The organism is Pedobacter sp. KBW06 (assembly GCF_003852525.1).
In the GTDB taxonomy this organism is placed as follows: Bacteria; Bacteroidota; Bacteroidia; order Sphingobacteriales; family Sphingobacteriaceae; genus Pedobacter.
This window is the reverse complement of the sequence record NZ_QAJL01000001.1, coordinates 421,454-442,077: the sequence shown is the minus strand read 5'-3', so window position 1 is coordinate 442,077 and position 20,624 is coordinate 421,454. Positions and strand designations below refer to the sequence as shown.

The 20,624-nt window shown below is 43.8% G+C and carries 19 protein-coding genes and 1 riboswitch; all 19 genes read left to right on the top strand.

Annotation, left to right across the window (positions count from 1 at the left end; genetic code table 11):
- Positions 1-2 precede the first annotated feature (2 nt).
- Positions 3-1,721 carry a potassium-transporting ATPase subunit KdpA gene (gene kdpA, locus DBR43_RS01730; protein ID WP_124577325.1) on the top strand — a complete coding sequence of 573 codons (1,719 nt, stop codon included), beginning with the start codon at positions 3-5 and terminating at the stop codon, positions 1,719-1,721.
- Between the two features lie 100 nt (positions 1,722-1,821).
- On the top strand, positions 1,822-3,855 hold the full coding sequence (kdpB, locus tag DBR43_RS01725) for a potassium-transporting ATPase subunit KdpB (RefSeq protein ID WP_124577323.1): 2,034 nt from the start codon (positions 1,822-1,824) through the stop codon (positions 3,853-3,855).
- Positions 3,856-3,913: 58 nt separating this feature from the next.
- A complete protein-coding gene (locus DBR43_RS01720) occupies positions 3,914-4,480 on the top strand; it encodes a K(+)-transporting ATPase subunit C (protein WP_124577321.1) in 567 nt (188 codons plus the stop codon).
- 156 nt (positions 4,481-4,636) lie between these two features.
- Positions 4,637-5,707 carry a porin gene (locus DBR43_RS01715; protein ID WP_124577319.1) on the top strand — a complete coding sequence of 357 codons (1,071 nt, stop codon included), beginning with the start codon at positions 4,637-4,639 and terminating at the stop codon, positions 5,705-5,707.
- Positions 5,708-6,015: 308 nt separating this feature from the next.
- Entirely contained in the window at positions 6,016-7,143 is a 1,128-nt protein-coding gene (locus DBR43_RS01710) for a sensor protein KdpD (protein ID WP_124577317.1), read from the top strand.
- A gap of 74 nt (positions 7,144-7,217) precedes the next feature.
- Positions 7,218-8,972, top strand: coding sequence for an ATP-binding protein (locus DBR43_RS01705; protein ID WP_124577315.1), 1,755 nt, complete (start codon positions 7,218-7,220; stop codon positions 8,970-8,972).
- Positions 8,973-9,032: 60 nt separating this feature from the next.
- Positions 9,033-9,225: riboswitch (cobalamin riboswitch) on the top strand.
- Between the two features lie 167 nt (positions 9,226-9,392).
- Positions 9,393-11,711, top strand: coding sequence for a 5-methyltetrahydropteroyltriglutamate--homocysteine S-methyltransferase (gene metE, locus DBR43_RS01700; protein ID WP_124577313.1), 2,319 nt, complete (start codon positions 9,393-9,395; stop codon positions 11,709-11,711).
- Positions 11,712-11,768: 57 nt separating this feature from the next.
- Positions 11,769-12,773: a beta-ketoacyl-ACP synthase III gene (locus DBR43_RS01695; protein WP_124577312.1), complete on the top strand. Its 1,005-nt coding sequence runs from the start codon at positions 11,769-11,771 to the stop codon at positions 12,771-12,773.
- A gap of 35 nt (positions 12,774-12,808) precedes the next feature.
- A complete protein-coding gene (locus DBR43_RS01690; RefSeq protein WP_124577310.1) occupies positions 12,809-13,195 on the top strand; it encodes an acyl-CoA thioesterase in 387 nt (128 codons plus the stop codon).
- An 80-nt stretch (positions 13,196-13,275) separates the two neighbouring features.
- Positions 13,276-13,650, top strand: coding sequence for a hypothetical protein (locus DBR43_RS01685; RefSeq protein ID WP_124577308.1), 375 nt, complete (start codon positions 13,276-13,278; stop codon positions 13,648-13,650).
- Positions 13,651-13,825: 175 nt separating this feature from the next.
- On the top strand, positions 13,826-14,260 hold the full coding sequence (locus DBR43_RS01680) for a hypothetical protein (protein ID WP_124577306.1): 435 nt from the start codon (positions 13,826-13,828) through the stop codon (positions 14,258-14,260).
- The gene (locus DBR43_RS01675; protein WP_124577303.1) at positions 14,260-14,898 is read left to right on the top strand and encodes an SCO family protein; all 639 of its coding nucleotides are present in this window, start codon (positions 14,260-14,262) and stop codon (positions 14,896-14,898) included. The genes DBR43_RS01680 and DBR43_RS01675 overlap by 1 nt, the downstream gene beginning before the upstream one ends.
- Positions 14,895-15,155, top strand: coding sequence for a YHS domain-containing protein (locus DBR43_RS01670; RefSeq protein WP_199756931.1), 261 nt, complete (start codon positions 14,895-14,897; stop codon positions 15,153-15,155). The genes DBR43_RS01675 and DBR43_RS01670 overlap by 4 nt, the downstream gene beginning before the upstream one ends.
- 39 nt (positions 15,156-15,194) lie before the next feature.
- On the top strand, positions 15,195-15,551 hold the full coding sequence (locus DBR43_RS01665; RefSeq protein ID WP_233602799.1) for a hypothetical protein: 357 nt from the start codon (positions 15,195-15,197) through the stop codon (positions 15,549-15,551).
- Between the two features lie 207 nt (positions 15,552-15,758).
- Positions 15,759-16,559 (top strand): MbnP family protein, encoded by an 801-nt coding sequence (locus DBR43_RS01660; protein ID WP_124577302.1) that lies wholly within the window; start codon positions 15,759-15,761, stop codon positions 16,557-16,559.
- Between the two features lie 5 nt (positions 16,560-16,564).
- Positions 16,565-17,641 carry a cytochrome-c peroxidase gene (locus DBR43_RS01655; RefSeq protein WP_124577300.1) on the top strand — a complete coding sequence of 359 codons (1,077 nt, stop codon included), beginning with the start codon at positions 16,565-16,567 and terminating at the stop codon, positions 17,639-17,641.
- A 51-nt stretch (positions 17,642-17,692) separates the two neighbouring features.
- Entirely contained in the window at positions 17,693-18,544 is an 852-nt protein-coding gene (locus tag DBR43_RS01650; RefSeq protein WP_124577298.1) for an MbnP family protein, read from the top strand.
- Between the two features lie 5 nt (positions 18,545-18,549).
- On the top strand, positions 18,550-19,611 hold the full coding sequence (locus DBR43_RS01645) for a cytochrome-c peroxidase (RefSeq protein ID WP_124577296.1): 1,062 nt from the start codon (positions 18,550-18,552) through the stop codon (positions 19,609-19,611).
- Between the two features lie 32 nt (positions 19,612-19,643).
- Complete coding sequence (locus DBR43_RS01640) at positions 19,644-20,573, top strand: transporter (protein WP_317125978.1); 930 nt, start codon at positions 19,644-19,646, stop codon at positions 20,571-20,573.
- Positions 20,574-20,624: the final 51 nt, after the last annotated feature.

The window sequence follows — 20,624 nt, the reverse complement described above, 5'->3', positions numbered from 1 at the left end:
TTATGAACACTGAATTACTTGGCATTATTGCCACCTATGGACTGACCTTGCTGATTGGAATACCACTGGGTATTTATCTGGCAAAGATGTTTGCAGGTGAGAAAGTCTGGACAGACTTTCTAAAACCCCTTGAAAAGGGTATCTATAAATTATCCGGAATTAATCCGGAAGAGTCGATGAACTGGAAACAGCATATGAAAGCGCTGCTGACCATTAATCTGGTTTGGTTGGTGTACGGATTTTTTGCCCTGATCTATCAGGATAAACTTCCCTTAAATCCGGATGGCAACCTTGGGCAGTCGCCGGATCTGGCTTTTAACAGTATCATCAGCTTTGTCGTCAATTGTAATTTACAACATTATTCAGGTGAAAGTGGGGCGACTTATTTCACGCAGCATTTCGTATTCATGTTCTTACAGTTTGTAAGTGCGGCTACAGGGATCGCTGCTGCAGTAGTCTTATTTAAAGCTTTCAGGGATAAAACAACAACCAGCCTTGGTAACTTCTGGGTATTCTTTACCCGTTCTATTACCCGCTTGCTATTACCGCTCTCTGTAGTGGTAGCCATCATTCTGGCCTTTAACGGTACCACTACCAGCTATGAAGGGAAAGATAAATACATTTCCCTTCAGGGAGATACGGTAAATGTATCCAGAGGCCCTGCTGCCGGTTTCGTGGCGATCAAACACCTCGGTACCAATGGTGGTGGCTGGTTCGGTGTGAACAGCACGCATCCAATAGAAAATCCAAACTACCTGACCAATATGACAGAAGCCATTTCTCAGGTGATCATTCCTGTGGCGATGATTTTTGCCTTTGGATATTTTATCCGCAGAAAGAAAATGGCCTGGGTCATTTTTGGAATTATGACATTGGGAATGATGTTGCTGTTGGTTCCAACGGTCATCAGTGAAACCGGAGGCAGTCCTGCGATTGCAAAAATGGGAATTTCACAGGCAACAGGGGCAATGGAAGGGAAGGAAGTCCGCTTCGGGCCAACTGCTACGGCTTACTGGAGTACGGTAACGACCATTATTTCTACAGGTTCGATTAACTCGATGCACGATAGCGCAATGCCGCTCACAGGCATGTATCAGTTGATTGCGATGATGATGAACTGTTTTTACGGAGGTTGCGGGGTCGGGATCCTGAACTATTTCATCTTTATCATCATTGCGGTTTTCATTTCCGGACTGATGGTGGGACGAACACCGGAATTCCTCGGACATAAAGTAGAAGCAAGAGAGGTAAAGATCGCTTCGATCATCGCCTTACTGCATCCTTTTATTATCCTGGTGGGAACGGCATTGGCCGCTTATACGATTACTTATTTTCCGGATGCAGGCTGGGCAGTGAAACCGGCCAGCTGGTTAAACAATCCAGGGTTCCATGGCTTCTCTGAAATGTTATATGAAAACACTTCGGCCGCTGCGAATAATGGTTCTGGCTTTGAAGGATTGGGCGACAATAACATCTTCTGGAACGTAGTTACCGGTTTTGTGCTGATCCTGGGACGTTTCCTTCCGATCATCGGCCCGGTAGCCATCGCCGGATTGCTGGCTTCGAAAAAATACATTCCGGAATCTGCAGGAACCTTAAAAACAGATACGCTGACCTTTGGGATAATGACTTTCGTGGTCATTGTAATCATTGCTGCACTTGCGTTTTTCCCTGCATTGACTTTAGGTCCGGTAGCTGAATATTTTACCCTGATTAAATAACACATTTCGATGAAGCCATCGTGTTCTTACCATTCGCTTAATGAAATGAATACTAAGATCCTGATCGCTTCATAACCTTAAAAAAAACAAATATATTCTGATGAAAAATAAATCTAATATATTATTTGAACCTGCTTTAGTGAATACTGCATTAAAGCAATCGTTTATCAAACTTGATCCGCGTTTGATGATCCGCAACCCGGTGATGTTTACCGTGGAGATCGGAACATTCGTGATGCTGTTCGTTACGCTTTACTCTTTAGGCAACAACAGTCAGGGTTCTTTCGGATATAACCTCATTGTATTTATCGTACTGTTGCTGACCGTCTTGTTCGCCAACTTCGCAGAGGCAATTGCCGAGGCAAGAGGAAAAGCACAGGCAGACAGCTTACGTAAAACCAGGGAAGAAACACCTGCAAAAGTAGTGTTGAGCAACGGAAAAATTGAAGTCCGTTCTTCCAATCAATTGAAAAAAGGAGATGTGTTTATCTGTGAAACCGGAGATACCATTCCTACAGACGGAGAAATCATTGAAGGGATTGCAACGATTGATGAATCGGCCATTACCGGAGAATCTGCTCCTGTGATCCGCGAATCCGGTGGTGATAAATCTTCGGTAACAGGGGGAACGAAAGTGCTTTCAGATCAAATTAAAGTTCAGGTGACCACCCAGCCGGGGGAAAGCTTCCTGGATAAAATGATCGCCCTGGTAGAAGGTGCTTCCCGTCAGAAAACACCAAATGAGATCGCTTTAACAATCCTCCTGGCTGGTTTTACCCTTGTTTTCATCATTGTATGTATCACCCTGAAACCTTTTGCAGATTATTCAAATACGCCAATTACCATCGCTGCATTCATCTCTCTGTTTGTCTGCCTGATTCCAACTACCATCGGAGGTTTACTTTCCGCGATTGGTATTGCCGGAATGGACAGGGCATTGAGGGCCAATGTGATCACTAAATCTGGTAAAGCGGTAGAAACTGCAGGTGACATTGATGTCTTGTTGCTCGATAAAACAGGAACCATCACCATTGGTAACCGTAAAGCCACCAATTTTTACCCTACTGCAGGCATCATCATCAAAAGCTTTACTGATGCTTGTGTATTGAGTTCCTTAGCTGATGAAACGCCTGAAGGAAAATCGATCATTGAGCTTGCAGCTTCGCAAGACGATAAGCTGATGACCACAGCACCGGAAGGTTCTAAGTTCATCAAGTTTACCGCGGAAACCAGGTCAAGTGGTTTAGATACGGCCGATGGCAGAAGAATCAGAAAAGGTGCTTTTGACTCCATCCGCAACATCGTGCTGACTGCTGGAAATCCTTTTCCAATGGACATCGAAGAGCAGGTGAAAAGAATCGCCAGCAATGGCGGAACGCCGTTGGTAGTGGCCGAAAATGAAAAAGCATTGGGCGTAATTGAGCTGCAGGACATCATCAAACCCGGCATCAGTGAACGTTTCGAACGCCTTCGTAAAATGGGTGTGAAAACGGTGATGGTGACCGGAGATAATCCTTTAACCGCGAAGTTTATTGCTCAGAAAGCAGGTGTGGACGATTTTATTGCAGAGGCTAAGCCTGAGGACAAAATGAACTATATCAAAGAAGAACAGGCTCAGGGTAAGCTGGTAGCGATGATGGGTGATGGTACAAATGATGCCCCGGCCCTTGCGCAGGCAGATGTGGGTGTGGCCATGAACAGTGGTACACAAGCCGCTAAAGAGGCAGGTAATATGGTGGACCTGGACAATGATCCGACCAAACTGATTGAGATCGTAGAGATCGGAAAACAGCTGCTGATCACCAGGGGAACGTTGACTACCTTTTCCATTGCCAATGATGTGGCCAAATATTTTGCCATCGTTCCGGCTTTGTTTATCGTCTCCATCCCGGCATTACGCAGCCTGAACATCATGAACCTGCACAGTCCGGAAACAGCGATCCTGTCGGCGGTTATTTTCAATGCACTCGTGATTCCATTGTTGATTCCGGTTGCCTTACGCGGTGTGTCTTACAAGCCAATTGGCGCGAGTGCACTATTGCGCAGAAACCTGCTTATTTATGGAATAGGAGGGGTAATCGCGCCTTTTATCGGAATAAAATTAATTGATATGCTGATTTCTTTGATGGCTTAATTGCCGGATTCATAGAAAGAGATCATTGAAATAAATACAAAAAGAAAAAAATATTGTCATGAAAAAATACATCATACCATCACTGAGATTAACAGGAGTACTTATGGTACTGTTATGTGTCATCTATCCATTAGCAATCGCCTATGCCGGAAAATTTACCCCGGGTGAAGGAAGTGGTGAAAAAGTAACCAAAAATGGTAAGGTAGTCGGCTATGCACTGATCGGTCAGTCCTTTACCAAACCGGAATATTTCTGGGGAAGGCCATCAGCCGTAGGCTACAATGCTGCAGGTTCAGGTGGTTCCAATAAAGGACCATCAAACGCGGATTACCTGAAAGATGTTTCCGGAAGAATCGATACGCTGTTAAAATACCACCCTTATCTGAAAAAATCTGATATCCCTGCGGATATGGTGACCGCTTCAGGCAGTGGTCTTGACCCTAACATTTCGGAAGCAGGGGCCATCATGCAGATCAAAAGAGTGGCAGCCTACCGCAAGCTCGACGAAAGAGTGGTGGCTGAAGCGGTAGTGAAAAATACCGAAGGCCCTCTGTTTGGCTTATTTGGCCCTTCAAGAGTGAACGTGCTGAAGCTGAATGTTGCCCTTGACGAGTTGAAGAAATAATTCCCCCCGCCCGATGGTGCTGCCCAATCCAGATGCGTTTGCCGAATCTGGAAAAGGCAGCCAAACGGGAAATAAAGATGAAAGCCATCATCGGCATTTGCCAAAAAAATGAAGCAATTGATGATCGCTTCGAAAAAAAATAGAATAAAAATTGACATGAAGAAACTACTTACATTATCCGCAGTATTAGGTACTGCACTATGTTCTTACGGACAGGAAGAATCTAAAATTAAAGTAACAGGTTACCTGGAAACTTATTATGGATACGACTTTAATAAACCATCAGATAACAACAGACCGGGATTTGTCTATTCCCATAACCGACATAATGAAGTGAACTTAAACCTTGGATTTATCAAAGGAAGTTACGACAATGGAAACATCAGGGCCAATGTGGCGTTGATGGCAGGAACCTATTCGAACGCGAATTTAGCGGCCGAGCCAGGCGTATTAAAAAATGTGCTGGAAGCAAACGCAGGGATCAAGATTTCTAAAACCGCCAACCTTTGGATCGATGCGGGGATTTTCTCTTCTCATATTGGTTTTGAAAGTGCCGTATCAAAAGATTGCTGGGTACTGACCCGTAACATCTCTTCGGAAAATACCCCATATTATGAATCCGGAGCTAAAATTACTTATGGAACCAATGATGGTAAATTTACGGCAACAGCGCTTTACCTGAACGGATGGCAACGCATCAACCGTCAGAATGCCAACAGTCAGCCTGCAGGAGGTGTGCAGTTGACCTGGAAACCTACCGATAAAATTACCGTAAACTATAGTAATTTCTTAGGAACTGAAGGTGCCGATTCTGTTCGTGTCCGTCGTTTTTACCACAACGTATATGGAATTTTTCAAGTCACAGATCATTTTGGTGTGACCCTGGGCATTGATTATGGAACACAGCAAAAAGCGAAAGGAAGTTCGGCAAAGAACGAAGTGTTTTCACCAGTGGCCATTGCCCAGTATCGTTTCAACAGCAATTGGGCGCTGGCAGGCAGGGTAGAACATTACCAGGATAAAAATGGGGTACTGATTGCCACGGGAACTCCTAACGGTTTTAAGACAACAGGTTATTCGCTGAATGTAGATTATGTACCATTCCCGAATGCGGTAGTCAGACTGGAAGGTAAAGTTTACGACAGCAAGGACAAGGTTTTTGTTCGTGAGCAAAAACCTGTAAATTATAATGCAGCAATGACGGCCAGTATTGCCGTATCGTTCTAATCACAGCTAAAGATTTACCTGTCGTTCCGGACCGGTGTGCTGAACCTGAAAGCGATCAGGACATCATGCAAACACAACGCGATCAGGAACAGCCCGGAATGACAGGTAACTCTCGCTTACGAGCTCTTGAGAACCATTGAAAATCAATAAAGCCATCGAAAAAAAACAAATATATACTGATGAAAAAGAGAAACTATAATACAAGTTCAATTAAACTTATTCCCCTGTTAAGTGTTGGTTTAGTGCTGCTTATGGCACTGTGGTATTTGGTGAATAAGGATTATGTGATTCTTAAATGGTAAACAGCAATGGAAGAAAATAAGTCAGGTTCTGTAAAAGATTTTCTTGATCTGGTGAAACGGTCAAGGAGAGGGAAATTTAAGGTGTATATCGGCATGAGTGCAGGCGTAGGCAAGACCTACAGAATGCTGCAGGAGTCCCATGCACTCTTGAAAAATGGAATAGACCTGCAGATTGGCTATATCGAAACACACAACAGACTGGAAACCCATGCGCTCCTGGCCGGTGTTCCGGTGATTCCCAGAAGAAAGATCTTTTATAAAGGTAAGGAACTGGAAGAAATGGATGTACAGGGCATCATCAACATCCATCCGGAAGTGGTGATTGTGGATGAACTCGCCCATACGAATATAGAAGGAAGTAAAAATACTAAACGCTGGCAGGATGTTGTAGATATTTTAGAAGCAGGGATCAGTGTGATCTCCGCCGTAAATATCCAGCACCTGGAAAGCATGAATGAAGAGATCGAAAAGATCACCGGAATTCCCATTACAGAAAGGATTCCGGATAAGATATTAGAGCTGGCAGATGAAATTGTCAATATCGATTTAACTGCCGATGAACTGATCGACCGCCTCAAAGCCGGGAAGATCTATGATGAGAGTAAAATTTCAAGGGCCCTGGATAACTTTTTTCAATCGGAAAAGATCCTGCAATTGCGGGAAATGGCACTAAAAGAAGTGGCTCATCATGTGGAAAGAAAGATCAGTATCGAAATTCCCAAACAGATCAAACTGCGTCAGGAACGCTTTATGGCCTGTATTTCCACGAACAATAAAACTGCTAAAATCGTGATCCGTAAAACGGCAAGGCTGGCTTCCTATTACCGTTCTCCATGGATTGTGTTGTATGTGCAGAATAGTCAGGAAAGTGGTGACAGAATTAAATTAGATTTGCAGCGCCACCTGATCAATAATTTTAAGCTCGCAACAGAGCTGGGAGCAGAAGTGATCAAAGTGAAGAGTGATGACGTTACCGGCACGATCACCAGGATGGCAGATGAAAAAGAAATTACGACGATCTGTATTGGAAAGCCGCATTTGAACCTCTTCCAGGTGATCATGCGAACGGCAATCTTTAACCAGTTGCTGAAGCACATTTCTACGACAGAAACAGACCTGGTGATTTTATCATAACCGGTCAATTAACATAAGGAAAATACAAGGGGTATCCCTTTAAAAATATAAAACAAGTATTAAAAAATAGAGTCATGAAAATCAAAACCAAACTCCGCCTCGGATTCGGATTCCTGTTTGTGGTGGTTATCTTCTTTGGAGCAATTTCTTTGTTTTACATGAATAAAATCTCGCTGAGTTCTAAAGTGATCCTGAAGGATAATTATGAAACACTGAACTATACAAGCAATATGCGCGCGGTATTGGATGAGCATCAGCTGCCCCTTTCTGCAACAGCAAAGAAAGATTTTGAAAATTATCTGGAACTGGAAGGAAAGAATGTGACCGAAAAAGGGGAGGCTGAAGCCGTTGCGGCCTTGCGCAAAGCTTATGAAAATATAAACCGCCCTGCTGCAAGCCTGTCTGAGATGCAGGGGGCAGTGACTAAACTCAGGTCGGAACTCAGGCTCATCGATAAACTGAACATGGATGCCATAGTACGCAAAAATGATGCGGCGCAAAAGGCAATAGAAAAAGCAGCGATGTATGTGATCTTCGCCGCTTCAATTTGTTTTCTGATCCTGTTTTCTTTTATTGTTAATTTCCCTGGCTTCGTAGCCAATCCATTGAGGGAGTTCTCGGAAGCGATCCGTGAGATCAGTCGCAAAAACTACAAACAACGCCTGGAATTCAATGGTTCTGATGAATTTTCGGAGCTCGCCGTATCTTTCAATGCCATGGCTCATGAGCTCAATAAATGGGAAAACAGCAACCTTTCTAAAATTCAATCGGAAAAATTAAGGATTGAAGCGATCATCGAGCAAATACAGGATGCGATCATCGGTTTGAATGAACGCAAAGAAATTCTCTTTTTTAATAAGGTTGCGGGAGAACTGCTGAACCTGAACGGAGAAACAGTGATCGGTCAGAATGCAGAAGTGTTAATGAAAAGGAATGATTTGCTGAACCGGATTCTTCAGGGTAAACAGACCGATAAAGCCATGAAGATCTATGCGGACAATAAAGAATCTTATTTCCAGCTGGAAAAACGGGAAATTACCGTTCCGGTTTACGAGGGACAAACAGATGTGGCCATGAACCAGACCGCAAAGGCTGCAGGAGAGGTCTACATCCTGAAAAATATCACGCAGTTTAAAGAGCTGGATGAAGCGAAGACCAATTTTATCGCGACCGTATCCCATGAATTGAAAACCCCGATTTCTTCCATTAAAATGAGTTTAAAGCTGATGGACGACGAAAGGGTGGGGATGATGAACGTAGAACAGAAAGAACTCGTTCAACACATCCGCGAAGATTGCGGGCGCCTGTTAAAGATCACCAGTGAATTGCTGGACCTGGCACAGGTAGAAACCGGAAACCTGCAGCTTAATTTCGTGAAATCCGACCCCCGCAAGATTGCGATCTATGCCATGGATTCTGTCCGCTTTCAGGCAGAGCAGAAAAATATTGAACTGGAACTGATCAGCAGGAACAACTTGCCTAAGGTGAATGTGGATGTAGAAAAAACCGCATGGGTACTCGTTAACTTCCTCTCCAATGCACTTCGCTACAGTTCTGAGAAATCTAAAGTTGTGATTCAGGTGATCGAAAATGCAGAAGACATCGAGTTTTCTGTGCGTGATTTTGGAAAAGGAATTGAGGAAATCTATCAGAAACGGTTATTTGATAAATATTTCCAGGTTCCTACAGATGGCAATAACAAGTCCGGATCGGGATTGGGACTGGCCATCTCTAAAGATTTTATCGAAGCAGAAAGTGGAAAGATCTGGGTAGAAAGTGCATTGGGTGAAGGCAGTAAATTCTGTTTTTCCTTACCGGTTGCCCCTTAAGGTATACCAGGGGAGTTAGATTTTTCCTTACCTTTGTTCTGATAAGTTCTTTACTTTATTTCTTCATCAACCGGAAGAGGTTTTACTTAGCTGTAGATTAATAGGGAATCGTGTGTAAATCACGAGCTGTCGCGCAACTGTAAGTAACACAAAAAGGTTTTTACCCAAGGATATCCACTGTTTCGATTCAGAAATGGGAAGGATGGTAAAAATGTTACAAGTCAGGAGACCTGCCTTTACCGAATTGACAATGCTTTCGCGATCTGAAGCATAGGTCAGGTAGGTGTATATCCAATACATACCTTCTCCGGAATGCGTATGCCTGTACATTTATTTTTCCTTTTTTTCTTTTCCCGCCAGCATTGCGATTTCTGCAAAGAACTTTTAACTGATCTTTTCATCAATTAAAAAAGCAAGACAATGCTAACAAACAATCTAGGCTACCCGCGTATAGGTAGTAACAGAGAACTCAAAAAAGCCTGTGAGCAATTTTGGGCAGGGAAAAGTACCATTCAAAATCTGGTACAGGCAGGAAAGAACATCCGCCAGCAGAACTGGGAACTGCAAAAAGAGAAAGGGATCGACCTGATTCCTTCCAACGACTTTTCATTTTATGACCAGGTATTGGATTTATCCCTTACCGTAGGTGCCATTCCCAAGCGCTACCATGAGGTCATCCTCAATAAGTCGAACACGGAACTGGACCTTTATTTTGCGATGGCCAGAGGTTATCAGAAAGAAGGACTGGACATCACTGCCATGGAAATGACCAAATGGTTTGATACCAATTACCATTATATCGTACCCGAATTTACCAAAGACCAGCAGTTTAAATTGTTCTCCACCAAATTGCTGGATGAATACCAGGAGAGCAAACGACTGGGCATTCAAACCAAGCCAGTGCTGATTGGCCCGGTATCTTATTTACTGTTAGGTAAAGAGAAAGAAGCCGGTTTTGACCGGATTGACCTGATTAAAAACCTGTTGCCGGTTTACCTTGATATCCTTAAAAAACTGGAAGAACAACATGTAGAATGGATTCAGTTTGATGAACCCTTTCTTTCTTTAGACCTGAGCGGGAAAGATAAAGCTGCATTTAAATATGTGTATGCGGAGATTAAAAAACAGTTTCCTAAACTTAAAACACTGCTGGCTACCTATTTTGAAGCCTTAAAAGACAATACCGAACTGACGGTTGGGCTTCCTGTACATGCTTTACATATTGATCTTGTTCGGAATCCGGAACAACTCTCAACAGTATTGGCGGCAATTCCTTCCAGCCTTGTCCTTTCTATCGGTGTGGTGGATGGCCGTAACATCTGGAAAAATGATTTCCGCGCTTCCCTGCAATTGATTGAAACTGCAAAAGAGAAGATTGGTGCAGACCGCCTGATCATTAGTCCTTCCTGCTCCCTGATCCATTCTCCATGTGATCTTGACCTGGAAAGCAATGAAGCCACGCTAACGCCGGAGATCAAACAATGGTTGTCTTTTGCGAAACAGAAAGTAGAAGAAGTGGTGACCTTGAAGCAATTGGCTGAAAATGATGCTTCAGCACAATTGAAACTGGAAAGTAATGTCCAGGCCAGTAACAACAGAAAAACTTCAGCATTGATCCATCACCCTGGCGTAAAACAAAGGGTATCGGAGATCACCGCAAAAGACGAGCAGCGTTTGCATCCTTATGCTTCAAGGAGTATTGCTCAAAAAGAGGCCTTGAAATTACCTTCTTTCCCAACCACTACCATCGGTTCCTTTCCACAAACTCCGGAAGTAAGAAGCTGGAGGGCAAAGTTCAAAAAAGGGGAGCTGAGCCAGGCAGAATATGATGCACTGATTGAAAAGGAAACCAAAGAAACGATCATTTTTCAGGAAGAAACAGGGATTGATGTCCTTGTTCATGGAGAATTTGAGCGTAATGACATGGTGGAGTATTTCGGAGAGCAGCTGGCAGGATTTACCTTTACTAAAAACGGATGGGTCCAAAGTTATGGCAGCAGATGTGTAAAGCCACCGATCATTTATGGTGATGTTTACCGTCCGGCACCAATGACGATCCGCTGGTCGTCCTTTGCGCAATCACTGACGGAGAAATGGGTGAAAGGAATGTTAACCGGTCCGGTTACGATTTTGCAATGGTCTTTTGTGCGTAACGATCAGCCTCGCTCCGAAACCTGTACCCAGATTGCATTGGCGATCAGAGATGAAGTAGTGGACCTGGAAAGCGCAGGAATAAAAATTATTCAGATTGATGAGCCTGCAATTCGCGAAGGTTTGCCCCTGAGAAAGGCCGATTGGCAGAATTATTTGCAATGGGCAGTGCGTGCTTTCCGCATTTCTGCCAGTGGGGTCCGGGATGAAACACAAATTCATACCCATATGTGCTATTCTGAATTTAATGACATTATTCAAAACATCGCAGACATGGATGCCGATGTGATCACGATTGAATGTTCCCGTTCTCAAATGGAGTTACTGGATGCTTTTGCAGACTTCAAATATCCAAATGAAATAGGGCCAGGGGTTTACGACATTCATTCGCCCCGGGTTCCGGCCAAAGAAGAGATGGTTTTGCTGCTGGAAAAGGCACGTTCTGTGATTCCTTCTGCACAACTTTGGGTGAATCCGGATTGCGGTTTGAAGACCAGACATTGGGACGAAACAAAAAAAGCATTGACAGAAATGGTCGCTGCTGCAAAAGTACTGCGGGAATATGTTGAAGAAGCTGTAACTTTGTAAAAAAAATCAAACAGGCAAGTGGTATGCTTGCCTGTTTTAATAGATACAGCACACAGAATGAGAATACGTAAAAATGCGGTGATAACCGGAGTTGGTGGTTATGTTCCGGAAACTGTTTTGAGCAACAAGGACCTGGAAAAAATGGTGGAAACGAATGATGAGTGGATCGTTTCCAGAACCGGGATCAGGGAGAGAAGAATAGTAAACGATGCCAGTGTGGCAACTTCGGACCTGGCAACAAATGCCTTGAAAAGATTGCTTGAAGATGGAAATGTACACCCTGACGAAATTGACTGTGTGATTGTATCCACCTCTACGCCCGACTATGTAATGGTCTCTACCGGAAGTATGGTGTGTGAAAAAGCAGGATTAAAGAATGCCTGGGGAATCGATACCAATGCTGCCTGCAGCGGTTTCCTTTATGCTTTGACCCTTGGGGCCAGCATGATCGAAAGCGGACGTTGTAAACGTGTAGTAGTGATTGGTGCCGATAAGAACAGCTCGATTGTCAACTATAAAGACCGCAATACCTGTATTCTTTTTGGAGACGGTGCCGGAGCGGTTTTACTGGAACAAACAGAAGAAGAAGTAGGATTAATAGATAGCTATTTCAGAACAGATGGCAGCGGGAAGGAAAACCTGATCGTTACTGCCGGAGGTTCTAAACATCCTGCATCGCAGGAAACCCTGGATCAGAACCTACATTTTGTCCGTCAGGATGGCCGCGTTGTATTTAAAGCAGCGATTCAGGGCATGACGGATACTTGCAGAGAGATCCTGAGGGCAAACGACTTAGACATTAAACAAATCAATTATCTGATTCCTCACCAGGCAAATTTAAGGATCATTCAGGCAGTAGGGGAGCAATTGAACCTTACAGAATCACAGGTAAAGGTGAACATCGGCAGGTACGGCAATACCACTGCAGCAACGATTCCATTGTGCTTATGGGATTTTAAAGATGACTTCAAATACGGTGATAAACTTTTATTAACCGCCTTTGGAGCCGGATTCTCATGGGGTGCTACCTATTTAAAATGGGGCAAACTGAGAGGGAAATAAGCTTTCCCTGGAATTGAGTGTTTAAAGAAAAGTAAATGACAGTAGAAGATAGAATTAAAGCGTCGGAAACACGCATTTTTAAAGCCGTGTTTCCCAATACCACCAATCATTACGATACCTTATTTGGCGGAACCGCCATGCACATGATGGACGAAGTAGCCTTTATTACGGCCACCCGTTTCAGCAGACAAATCATGGTAACGGTAAGTAGCGACCGGATTGATTTCAAGAAACCGATCCCTGCAGGAACAATTGTAGAACTGATCGGTACGGTAAGTCATATTGGAAATACCAGTCTGAAGGTAAGAGTAGAGATTTACATTGAACAAATGTATTCTGAAGACCGGGAAAAGGCCGTTACAGGAGAGTTTTCTTTTGTGGCCATTGATGAACATAAGAAACCAATAAAAATATTGAAATAATCAATACAAAAGCAGGCCCAGGCCTGCTTTTTTTATGCTTTGTCTGGTAATCCCCGTAATTGTTCCCTATCTTTGCGCCAATGTTAATCAAACCAACAGCCATATTGCTTTTGTTGAGTTTACTTGTGGTAAACTTCTCCAATGCTTTTGTGTTCGCTGGTTTTGAAATGAACGAGAAATACATCGCCGCCGAGCTTTGTGTGAATAAAGATAAGCCTCAGCTTCACTGTAATGGAAAGTGCTATTTAATGAAAAAATTAAAGCAGGCACAGGACAAAGAACAGAAACAGGAAAGACAAGCTCAGAAAACACCCATTCAGGACGCCATCGTAGTCAATGCCCTGGAATTTAAACAATATGCCTTCGCGGAAATTCATTTTCATATTCCGCTGTCTACGGGAATGCCGCAATCTATTTTGAATGCGATTTTCCACCCTCCGCAACTGAGCGCATAATCCCGGAATTGCTGGCCCTTCAGGTCAGATTTGCGGCGAATACTTAACCTTACATTAGACATCTTATATTTTCAAGCAGCGAAGGGAAGAGGATATTGATATCCTTTGAATTGCCCTTATACCGCATATTGGAAATGTGATCTCTAATCATACCCGAATATTTTTAAAAATCAAGATGAAGAAATTAGTTGGAATAGTGCTGCTCGCTCTTGGAGCCGCTGCATGTACGCAAAACGCAGATTACAAAAAAGAACGTGATGAAGTGATGAAGTTTCATGACCTGGTAATGGGTGATCAAACAGCCATCGTTAATTACCAGATGAAGCTGGATACCTTATTGAAAGACCTGAAAGGACTAAAAGTAAAGTATCCCGAACTGGATACGCTAAAAGAAAAAGAAGCCATGAAGGCCTTGCTGCAGGACCTGACCAGCGCTGAAGACAGTATGAACGATTGGATGCATAAATTTGAACCTGATGTAACGGGTAAATCAAACGAAGAATCTGTCAAATATTTCAAAGCAGAAAAAGAGAAGATTCAGCGTGTAGACAGCCTCTATAAAAAAGAAATCAAATCATCCGAAGCTTACCTCAGTAAATTCAAAAAATAATGAGATTAAACATAACCTGTCTTTCCTTTTTTCTTTTGTTTCTTTTTAGCTGTAAAGAAAAGCCAAAACGCCTGCCCTTTTTGCAAATGGAACAACAGGAGAAGGTAGTAGATGGTAAAACAGTGATAGATACTGTTTTTAGAACGATTCCCGCATTTAAACTCCTAAATCAGGATAGTGTGGCGGTAACAGATAAAGACTTCAATGGAGCGATCTATGTGGCGGATTTCTTTTTTACTTCCTGCCCAACCATTTGTCCGACCATGCACCGCAATTTATTAAAGGTATACAAAAAGTATGAAGGCAATCCGGAAGTGAAACTGGCTTCTCATACCATTGATGTGAAGTATGATCTTCCTTCGAGAATGAAAGCATACGCAGATAAATTAGGCGTGAAAGGAAGCCAATGGGAATACCTCTGGGGTAAGAAGGAAGATATTTATGCCCTTGCCGAACGCAACTATCTCGTCGCGGCTAAAGAAGACAATAAAGCGCCCGGTGGTTTTATGCACCAGGGATACCTGATCCTGATAGACAAAGAAAAACGCATGAGGGGTGCCTACGACGGAACCCTGGATAAAGAAGTGAAAAAGCTCATGGAAGACATGGATATTTTATTAAACGAGTATAAGAAATGAAAAAACTGATGACCTGTATCCTGCTGCTTTTACTCAGCACTGCGGCCTTTAAATCCTCCGGAAATCCGGAGCTGCTTTCTGCTCCGCAAGCCCAGACAGATTCCCTTAAAACCGATGCCAGAGATCCGGTTTGCGGAATGAAAGTGAAAAAGGGAACGACCCTTACTCACAACCATAATAAGGTGGTGTATGGCTTTTGCAGCGCAGGCTGTAAAAAGACTTTCGTAAGCAATCCGGACAAATACCTTAAGAAATAAATGATGTTCAGGAGTTTTACCGCTATATTTTTGTTGACTATGATACTGCTGACTCAGTTCAGCAGGGTCTTCATTTATGCGGGTTTTGAACTCAATCAGCAATACATTGCCAATACCCTTTGCGAAAACAGGGACAAACCGGAATTGCATTGCAATGGTAAATGTTACCTGAGCAATAAACTCAGACAGGCAGAAGAAAAAGAGAAAAGACAGGAAAGAGAAGCACAAAAGAAAAATGCAGGAGATCCCTTCTTCATGAAGTCAAATGTATTGCTTGTTTTTCCTGCCTGGTTTATCAGGAAAGACTTTTCAAAAGAAAGGCCTTTCCACCTGCCGGAAAATATCACTGAAATTCTTCACCCCCCACCCGCGGTTTCTTCATTTCCGCTTATTTAACAGCTTTTTCTTTTTTCATTGTTTCAGTGAAATTACCGTCATCTCGGGGAATCACCGTCATTTCGGGCAATTACCTGTGTATGAAAATGTCCTGATGTTTCTTAACACCAGACTGACTGGCTGTAAACAAAATTGTCAATTTTTTTAATCCTGCCTGAAGCTCATTCCCATGGAATGGGAGAGGTATGACCCATAATTTTAAATAAAATGAAGAAAATATTAACCATCCTTAGCCTGTCCGTACTCTTATTCAGCGCCTGTTCAAAAGATAAAGATCCCATTAATGCCGTCGATGCAAACGGAAAAACTACCCTGACCTTTGACGCAGTTTTTGGGAATCAGGATTTTGCCCTTAATACGGACTTTACTGTTTCCGGAAAAACCTATAATTTCAATAAATTCAGGTATTGGATCAGCAATGTAGTGCTGGTAGCTAATAATGGCGCAGAATTTAAAGTTCCCGGATCTTATTATTTACTCGAAGAAACAGGGGAAATTAACCTGAAAGGAGTTAACAACGACCTCCCTACCACTGTTTATCCTGCTACGAAAAGAGAAGATGTAGTGCTGAAAGACATTCCGGCAGGAGATTATAAATCCATTAAATTCTCGGTAGGTGTGGATGCTAAATACAATGATAACCTGAGTCTGCTTTCCGGAGAACTCTCTCCTTTAAACGGAATGACGAATGTTTCCTGGATGTGGCTGACGAGCTATATTTTCAGTTCTGTAACGGGTAAAGTAACCGAAGGAGGGAACTCGAAAGCATTGAAAATAGAAACAGGGCTCAATGCCAATTACAAAACCCTTACGCTGGACCTGCCGAAAACGTTAAGCATCAGTGCTTCAACATCAAGCCATCTCATTCTTAATGTAGATGTGGCCAAAGCACTGGAAGGACTGGATGTCATGACGACTCCTGTTGTGGGGGCGGCGCAAGCCACTGCAATGACTGCTGTAGCAGGAAACTATGCGACGAAAGTATTCAGTGTTAAATCGCTGAACTAAGACGCATGATCAGCAATTCTGCTTTTCTAGGTATTGCTGGCGGACTTTTCTTCTCTGCATTGCTGATTTCCTGTAAAAAGGAGGCAGTGCAGGAAGAAAAGCCTGCAGGGCTCCATGAAGTTCAGCTCCGGCTGCCAATGGAATTTCCTCAAATCCAGACAGATCCCGACAACCCTTTAACGGAAGAAGGAATCGAGCTGGGGAGAAGGCTTTTTTATGACCTCAGGTTATCCGGAAACAACCGGATTTCCTGTGCTTCCTGTCACCGGCAGGAACTGGCCTTTTCGGATGGCTTAGCCCTGAGCAATAAAGGTTTCTCCGGACGTCCGCTATTGCGGCATGCCCCGGTATTGTTTAACCTGGCATGGGCAGGTCAGGGCCTTTTCTGGGATGGCGGAGCTAAAAATCTGGAATCTCAGGCTTTTGGACCGCTCACGAGTGAGGATGAAATGCATCAGGACCTCTATGAACTGGAAGCAGAGCTGAAGGCAGTTCCTGATTACGTGAACCGGTTTAAACTGGTCTTTAAGCAGGAAATCCGCTCAGCAGATGTGGTAAAAGCCTTGTCGCAATTTCAACGGACGCTGATCTCCGCCAATTCACGCTATGATCAGTACCTGCGTAAAGAGGCAATGCTTTCCCTGCCGGAGCTGAAGGGCATGAACCTGTACCGTGAAAAATGCAGTGCTTGTCATAAGGGCGCCTTATTTACCGACCAGGCTTTCCATAACAATGGCCTTGATGCGACTTTCGGCGATGAAAAGGAGGGGATTTATCAGGGGCATTTCAGGGTGAGTTTTGACCCTGCCGATCTGGGGAAATTCAAAACCCCTTCCCTGAGAAACGTTCTGCTTACTGCACCCTACATGCATGATGGAAGGTTCCATACGATAGAAGAAGTGCTGGAGCATTACAATTCCGGGATAAAAGCCAGTCAGACTGTTGATCCCATCCTTTATCAGGACCATGGTGCAATAGGCATTCCGCTTACTGAAACAGAGAAAAAGGAGCTGATTGCTTTTCTGGGGACATTAACCGACGAATCATTTATTACCAATAAAAAACAGGGAAATCCATTTTGAAAGAATGGCCATTTATGGCTTTAAATTGGTTTTCCAATAAAAAAAACAAAGATGAACAACATAAAAAACGTTAAATGGGTACTGCTGGGCGGTATCTTTCTGATCTTATCTGCCTGTTCTAAAAAAGAAGATGCAGCTCCGGAATTTGTGGCAACAAATCTGGCCCCTTTCTCCGTAGAGTTCGACAATATCGTCGGAGAGCGGACCTTTTCCATCAACAATACCGGAAGTCCGTATACCAATGCTGCAGGAGAGAAGTTCTCCATTTCTTTTCTGCAATATTTCATCAGTAACATTAAGGTGGCAACTGCCTCCGGTCAGGAATACACCGTAAAACAGGACGACAGCTATTTCCTGATCAATGGTGCCGATAAAACGACCCGTTTTGCCAAGGTCAATGTTCCGGAGGGAGACTATACCCGCTTAACCTTTACCATAGGTGTAGACAGTCTGAGAAGCACGATGCCTGTGGAAAAACGGACCGGAATTCTGGATCCTGCCTACGGTGGTGGCCATGATTCGGGTGGGATGTACTGGGGCTGGCAAAACGGCTATATCTTTTTCAAATTCGAAGGAAATTCTGCGGTGATCTCTGATGATCAAAATGGTGATCCTTCCGGTAAAAAGCAGTTCAAATACCATATTGGTGGTTTTGGTGGCTATAATGCCCCAACATTAAACAACATCAGGACGGTTACGTTAGACCTGAAAGCTGCGGGGATTGCCAGGGTGAGGAAGGACCGTCAAAGCAATGTCCACCTGTTTGTAGACCTGATGAAAGTCTTTAACGGAAAAAATGCGTTCAGTATCGCGGCACATCCGAACGTCATGTTTGGTGATTTTAGTGCAAACATTGCCAATAACCTGAGCGAAATGTTCAGACATGACCATACCGAAAATTAGTCGCCATGAATAAAAAACACTGGATGACGCTTTTTCTGATGGGCATTTTTATTCTGGCCTGTAAGAAAGATGTGGTCCTCAAAGACAACCCTGTAATCGATAAGATTGCAGATTTTCTGGGCTTTCAGAAACCTGCAAACTTCCCGGAGCCTGTCTATAATTTTGCCGGCAATAAAGTCACTAAGGAGGGCTTTGAGTTGGGAAGGGCTTTGTTTTATGAGCCCCGGCTCTCCCGGAACAATACCATCACCTGTGGTTCCTGTCACATTCAGTCTTCTGCTTTCACACAGCATGGGCATGACGTGAGCCATGGGATCGACGACCGTCTGGGAACGCGCAATTCCCCGCCGATTATGAACCTTGCCTGGAGCAAATCGTTCATGTGGGGAGGTGGAATTTACGACCTGGACTTACAGCCCATTGCACCCATTACCACGCATGAGGAAATGGACGAGAAACTGGAAAATGTGTTCAATAAACTCCGGCAGCTGCCTAAATACCCGGAAATGTTTAAACGTGCTTTTGGAACCGAAGAGATCAGCACTGCGAGGTTTATGAAGGCTTTGTCGCAGTTCATGCTCCTGTGTGTCAGCAGCAATTCCAAATATGATAAGGTGATGAGAAAAGAAGGAAATGCGGTTTTTACAGCCGAGGAACAGGAGGGCTATACTTTGTTTAAGCAGAAATGTGCTTCCTGCCATAGCGAACCGCTGTTTACCGATGGCACTTTCCGGAACAATGGCTTAGGGCCCAGCCCGATCAATGATCAGGGTTTATACCTCGCTACCCTCATCAGTACGGATAAGTATAAGTTTAAGGTGCCTTCTTTGAGGAACCTGAGGTATACTGCTCCTTACATGCACGACGGACGGTTTTTGAGTCTTGGGGGCGTACTGGAACATTACAATTCAGAAGTTCAGGCCACCCTCAATCTCGATCCCTTACTTCAGCAGGGAGACCGCCGGGGAATTGCTTTAACAGAAAATGACAAGACGAAGCTGACTGCATTCTTAGCCACTTTAAATGATGAGGAATTTATCAATAACAAGCTTTTGTCTGAACAATAACAAGGTTTTATAACGATCAAACAACGATGACAATGATGAAGAAGAAAATAATAATTAGCCTGATGCTGTTGTGCTCCACTACATTTGCCAGCTTAGCCTGTGACATTTGTGGCTGTGGGGTAGGAAGTTATTACCTGGGCATCCTGCCCGAGTTTAACAAAAGATTTATAGGGCTGAGGTATCAGCACAAGAGTTTACAGACACACCTGGGCCCACTCGGACAAAGAACACCGATCACTGCCGATGAAACTTACCAGAGTGCAGAGCTCTGGGGGGGCTGGAACATCGGAAGCCGCTTTCGGATTTTGGCTTTTGTGCCTTATAATTTCAATAAAAGGGAAAGTCAGACCGGCAATGGTACTAAAAATGGCCTTGGAGACATTGCACTGATGGGATATTATAAACTGCTCGACAAAAGCGGAACCCTTGGGGAACGCCTGCTCGTGCAATCGGTTTGGATTGGAGGCGGGGTAAAAGTGCCTACGGGGAAATATGAGCCTTCGGAAAGACTGGCGATCCAGGAATCTCCGAACAACTTCCAGCTGGGGACCGCGAGCACTGATTTTACCCTCAATGCGGCCTACGACATCCGTTACAATGACCTGGGTTTGAACACAAATGTGAACTATAAGATCAATACGGAAAACAAATACAATTACCGGTATGGAAATAAGCTGACGGCAAATATGCTGGCCTATTATAAATTCAGACTGGCAAATGTGGTTACTGTAGCGCCCAATGCAGGTGTTTTATATGAGACTGCCGATAAAGATGTAGAAAACAATAAGTACAATGTGGATGTCTCCGGAGGTTATTCCTTATCCGCTGTTGCAGGGGTAGAAGTGGCGATGAAGGGACTTTCCTTTGGTGCCAATTACCAGAATGTGCGTTCCCAGGACCTCGCAGGAGGAAGGGCGAAAGCCGGAAACCGGGTAATGGTACATATGTCTTTACCCTTTTAGGTTAAAATCACTCAGCAGGCACTGTCAATCCTGCTGAGTGATTGGTTAGTT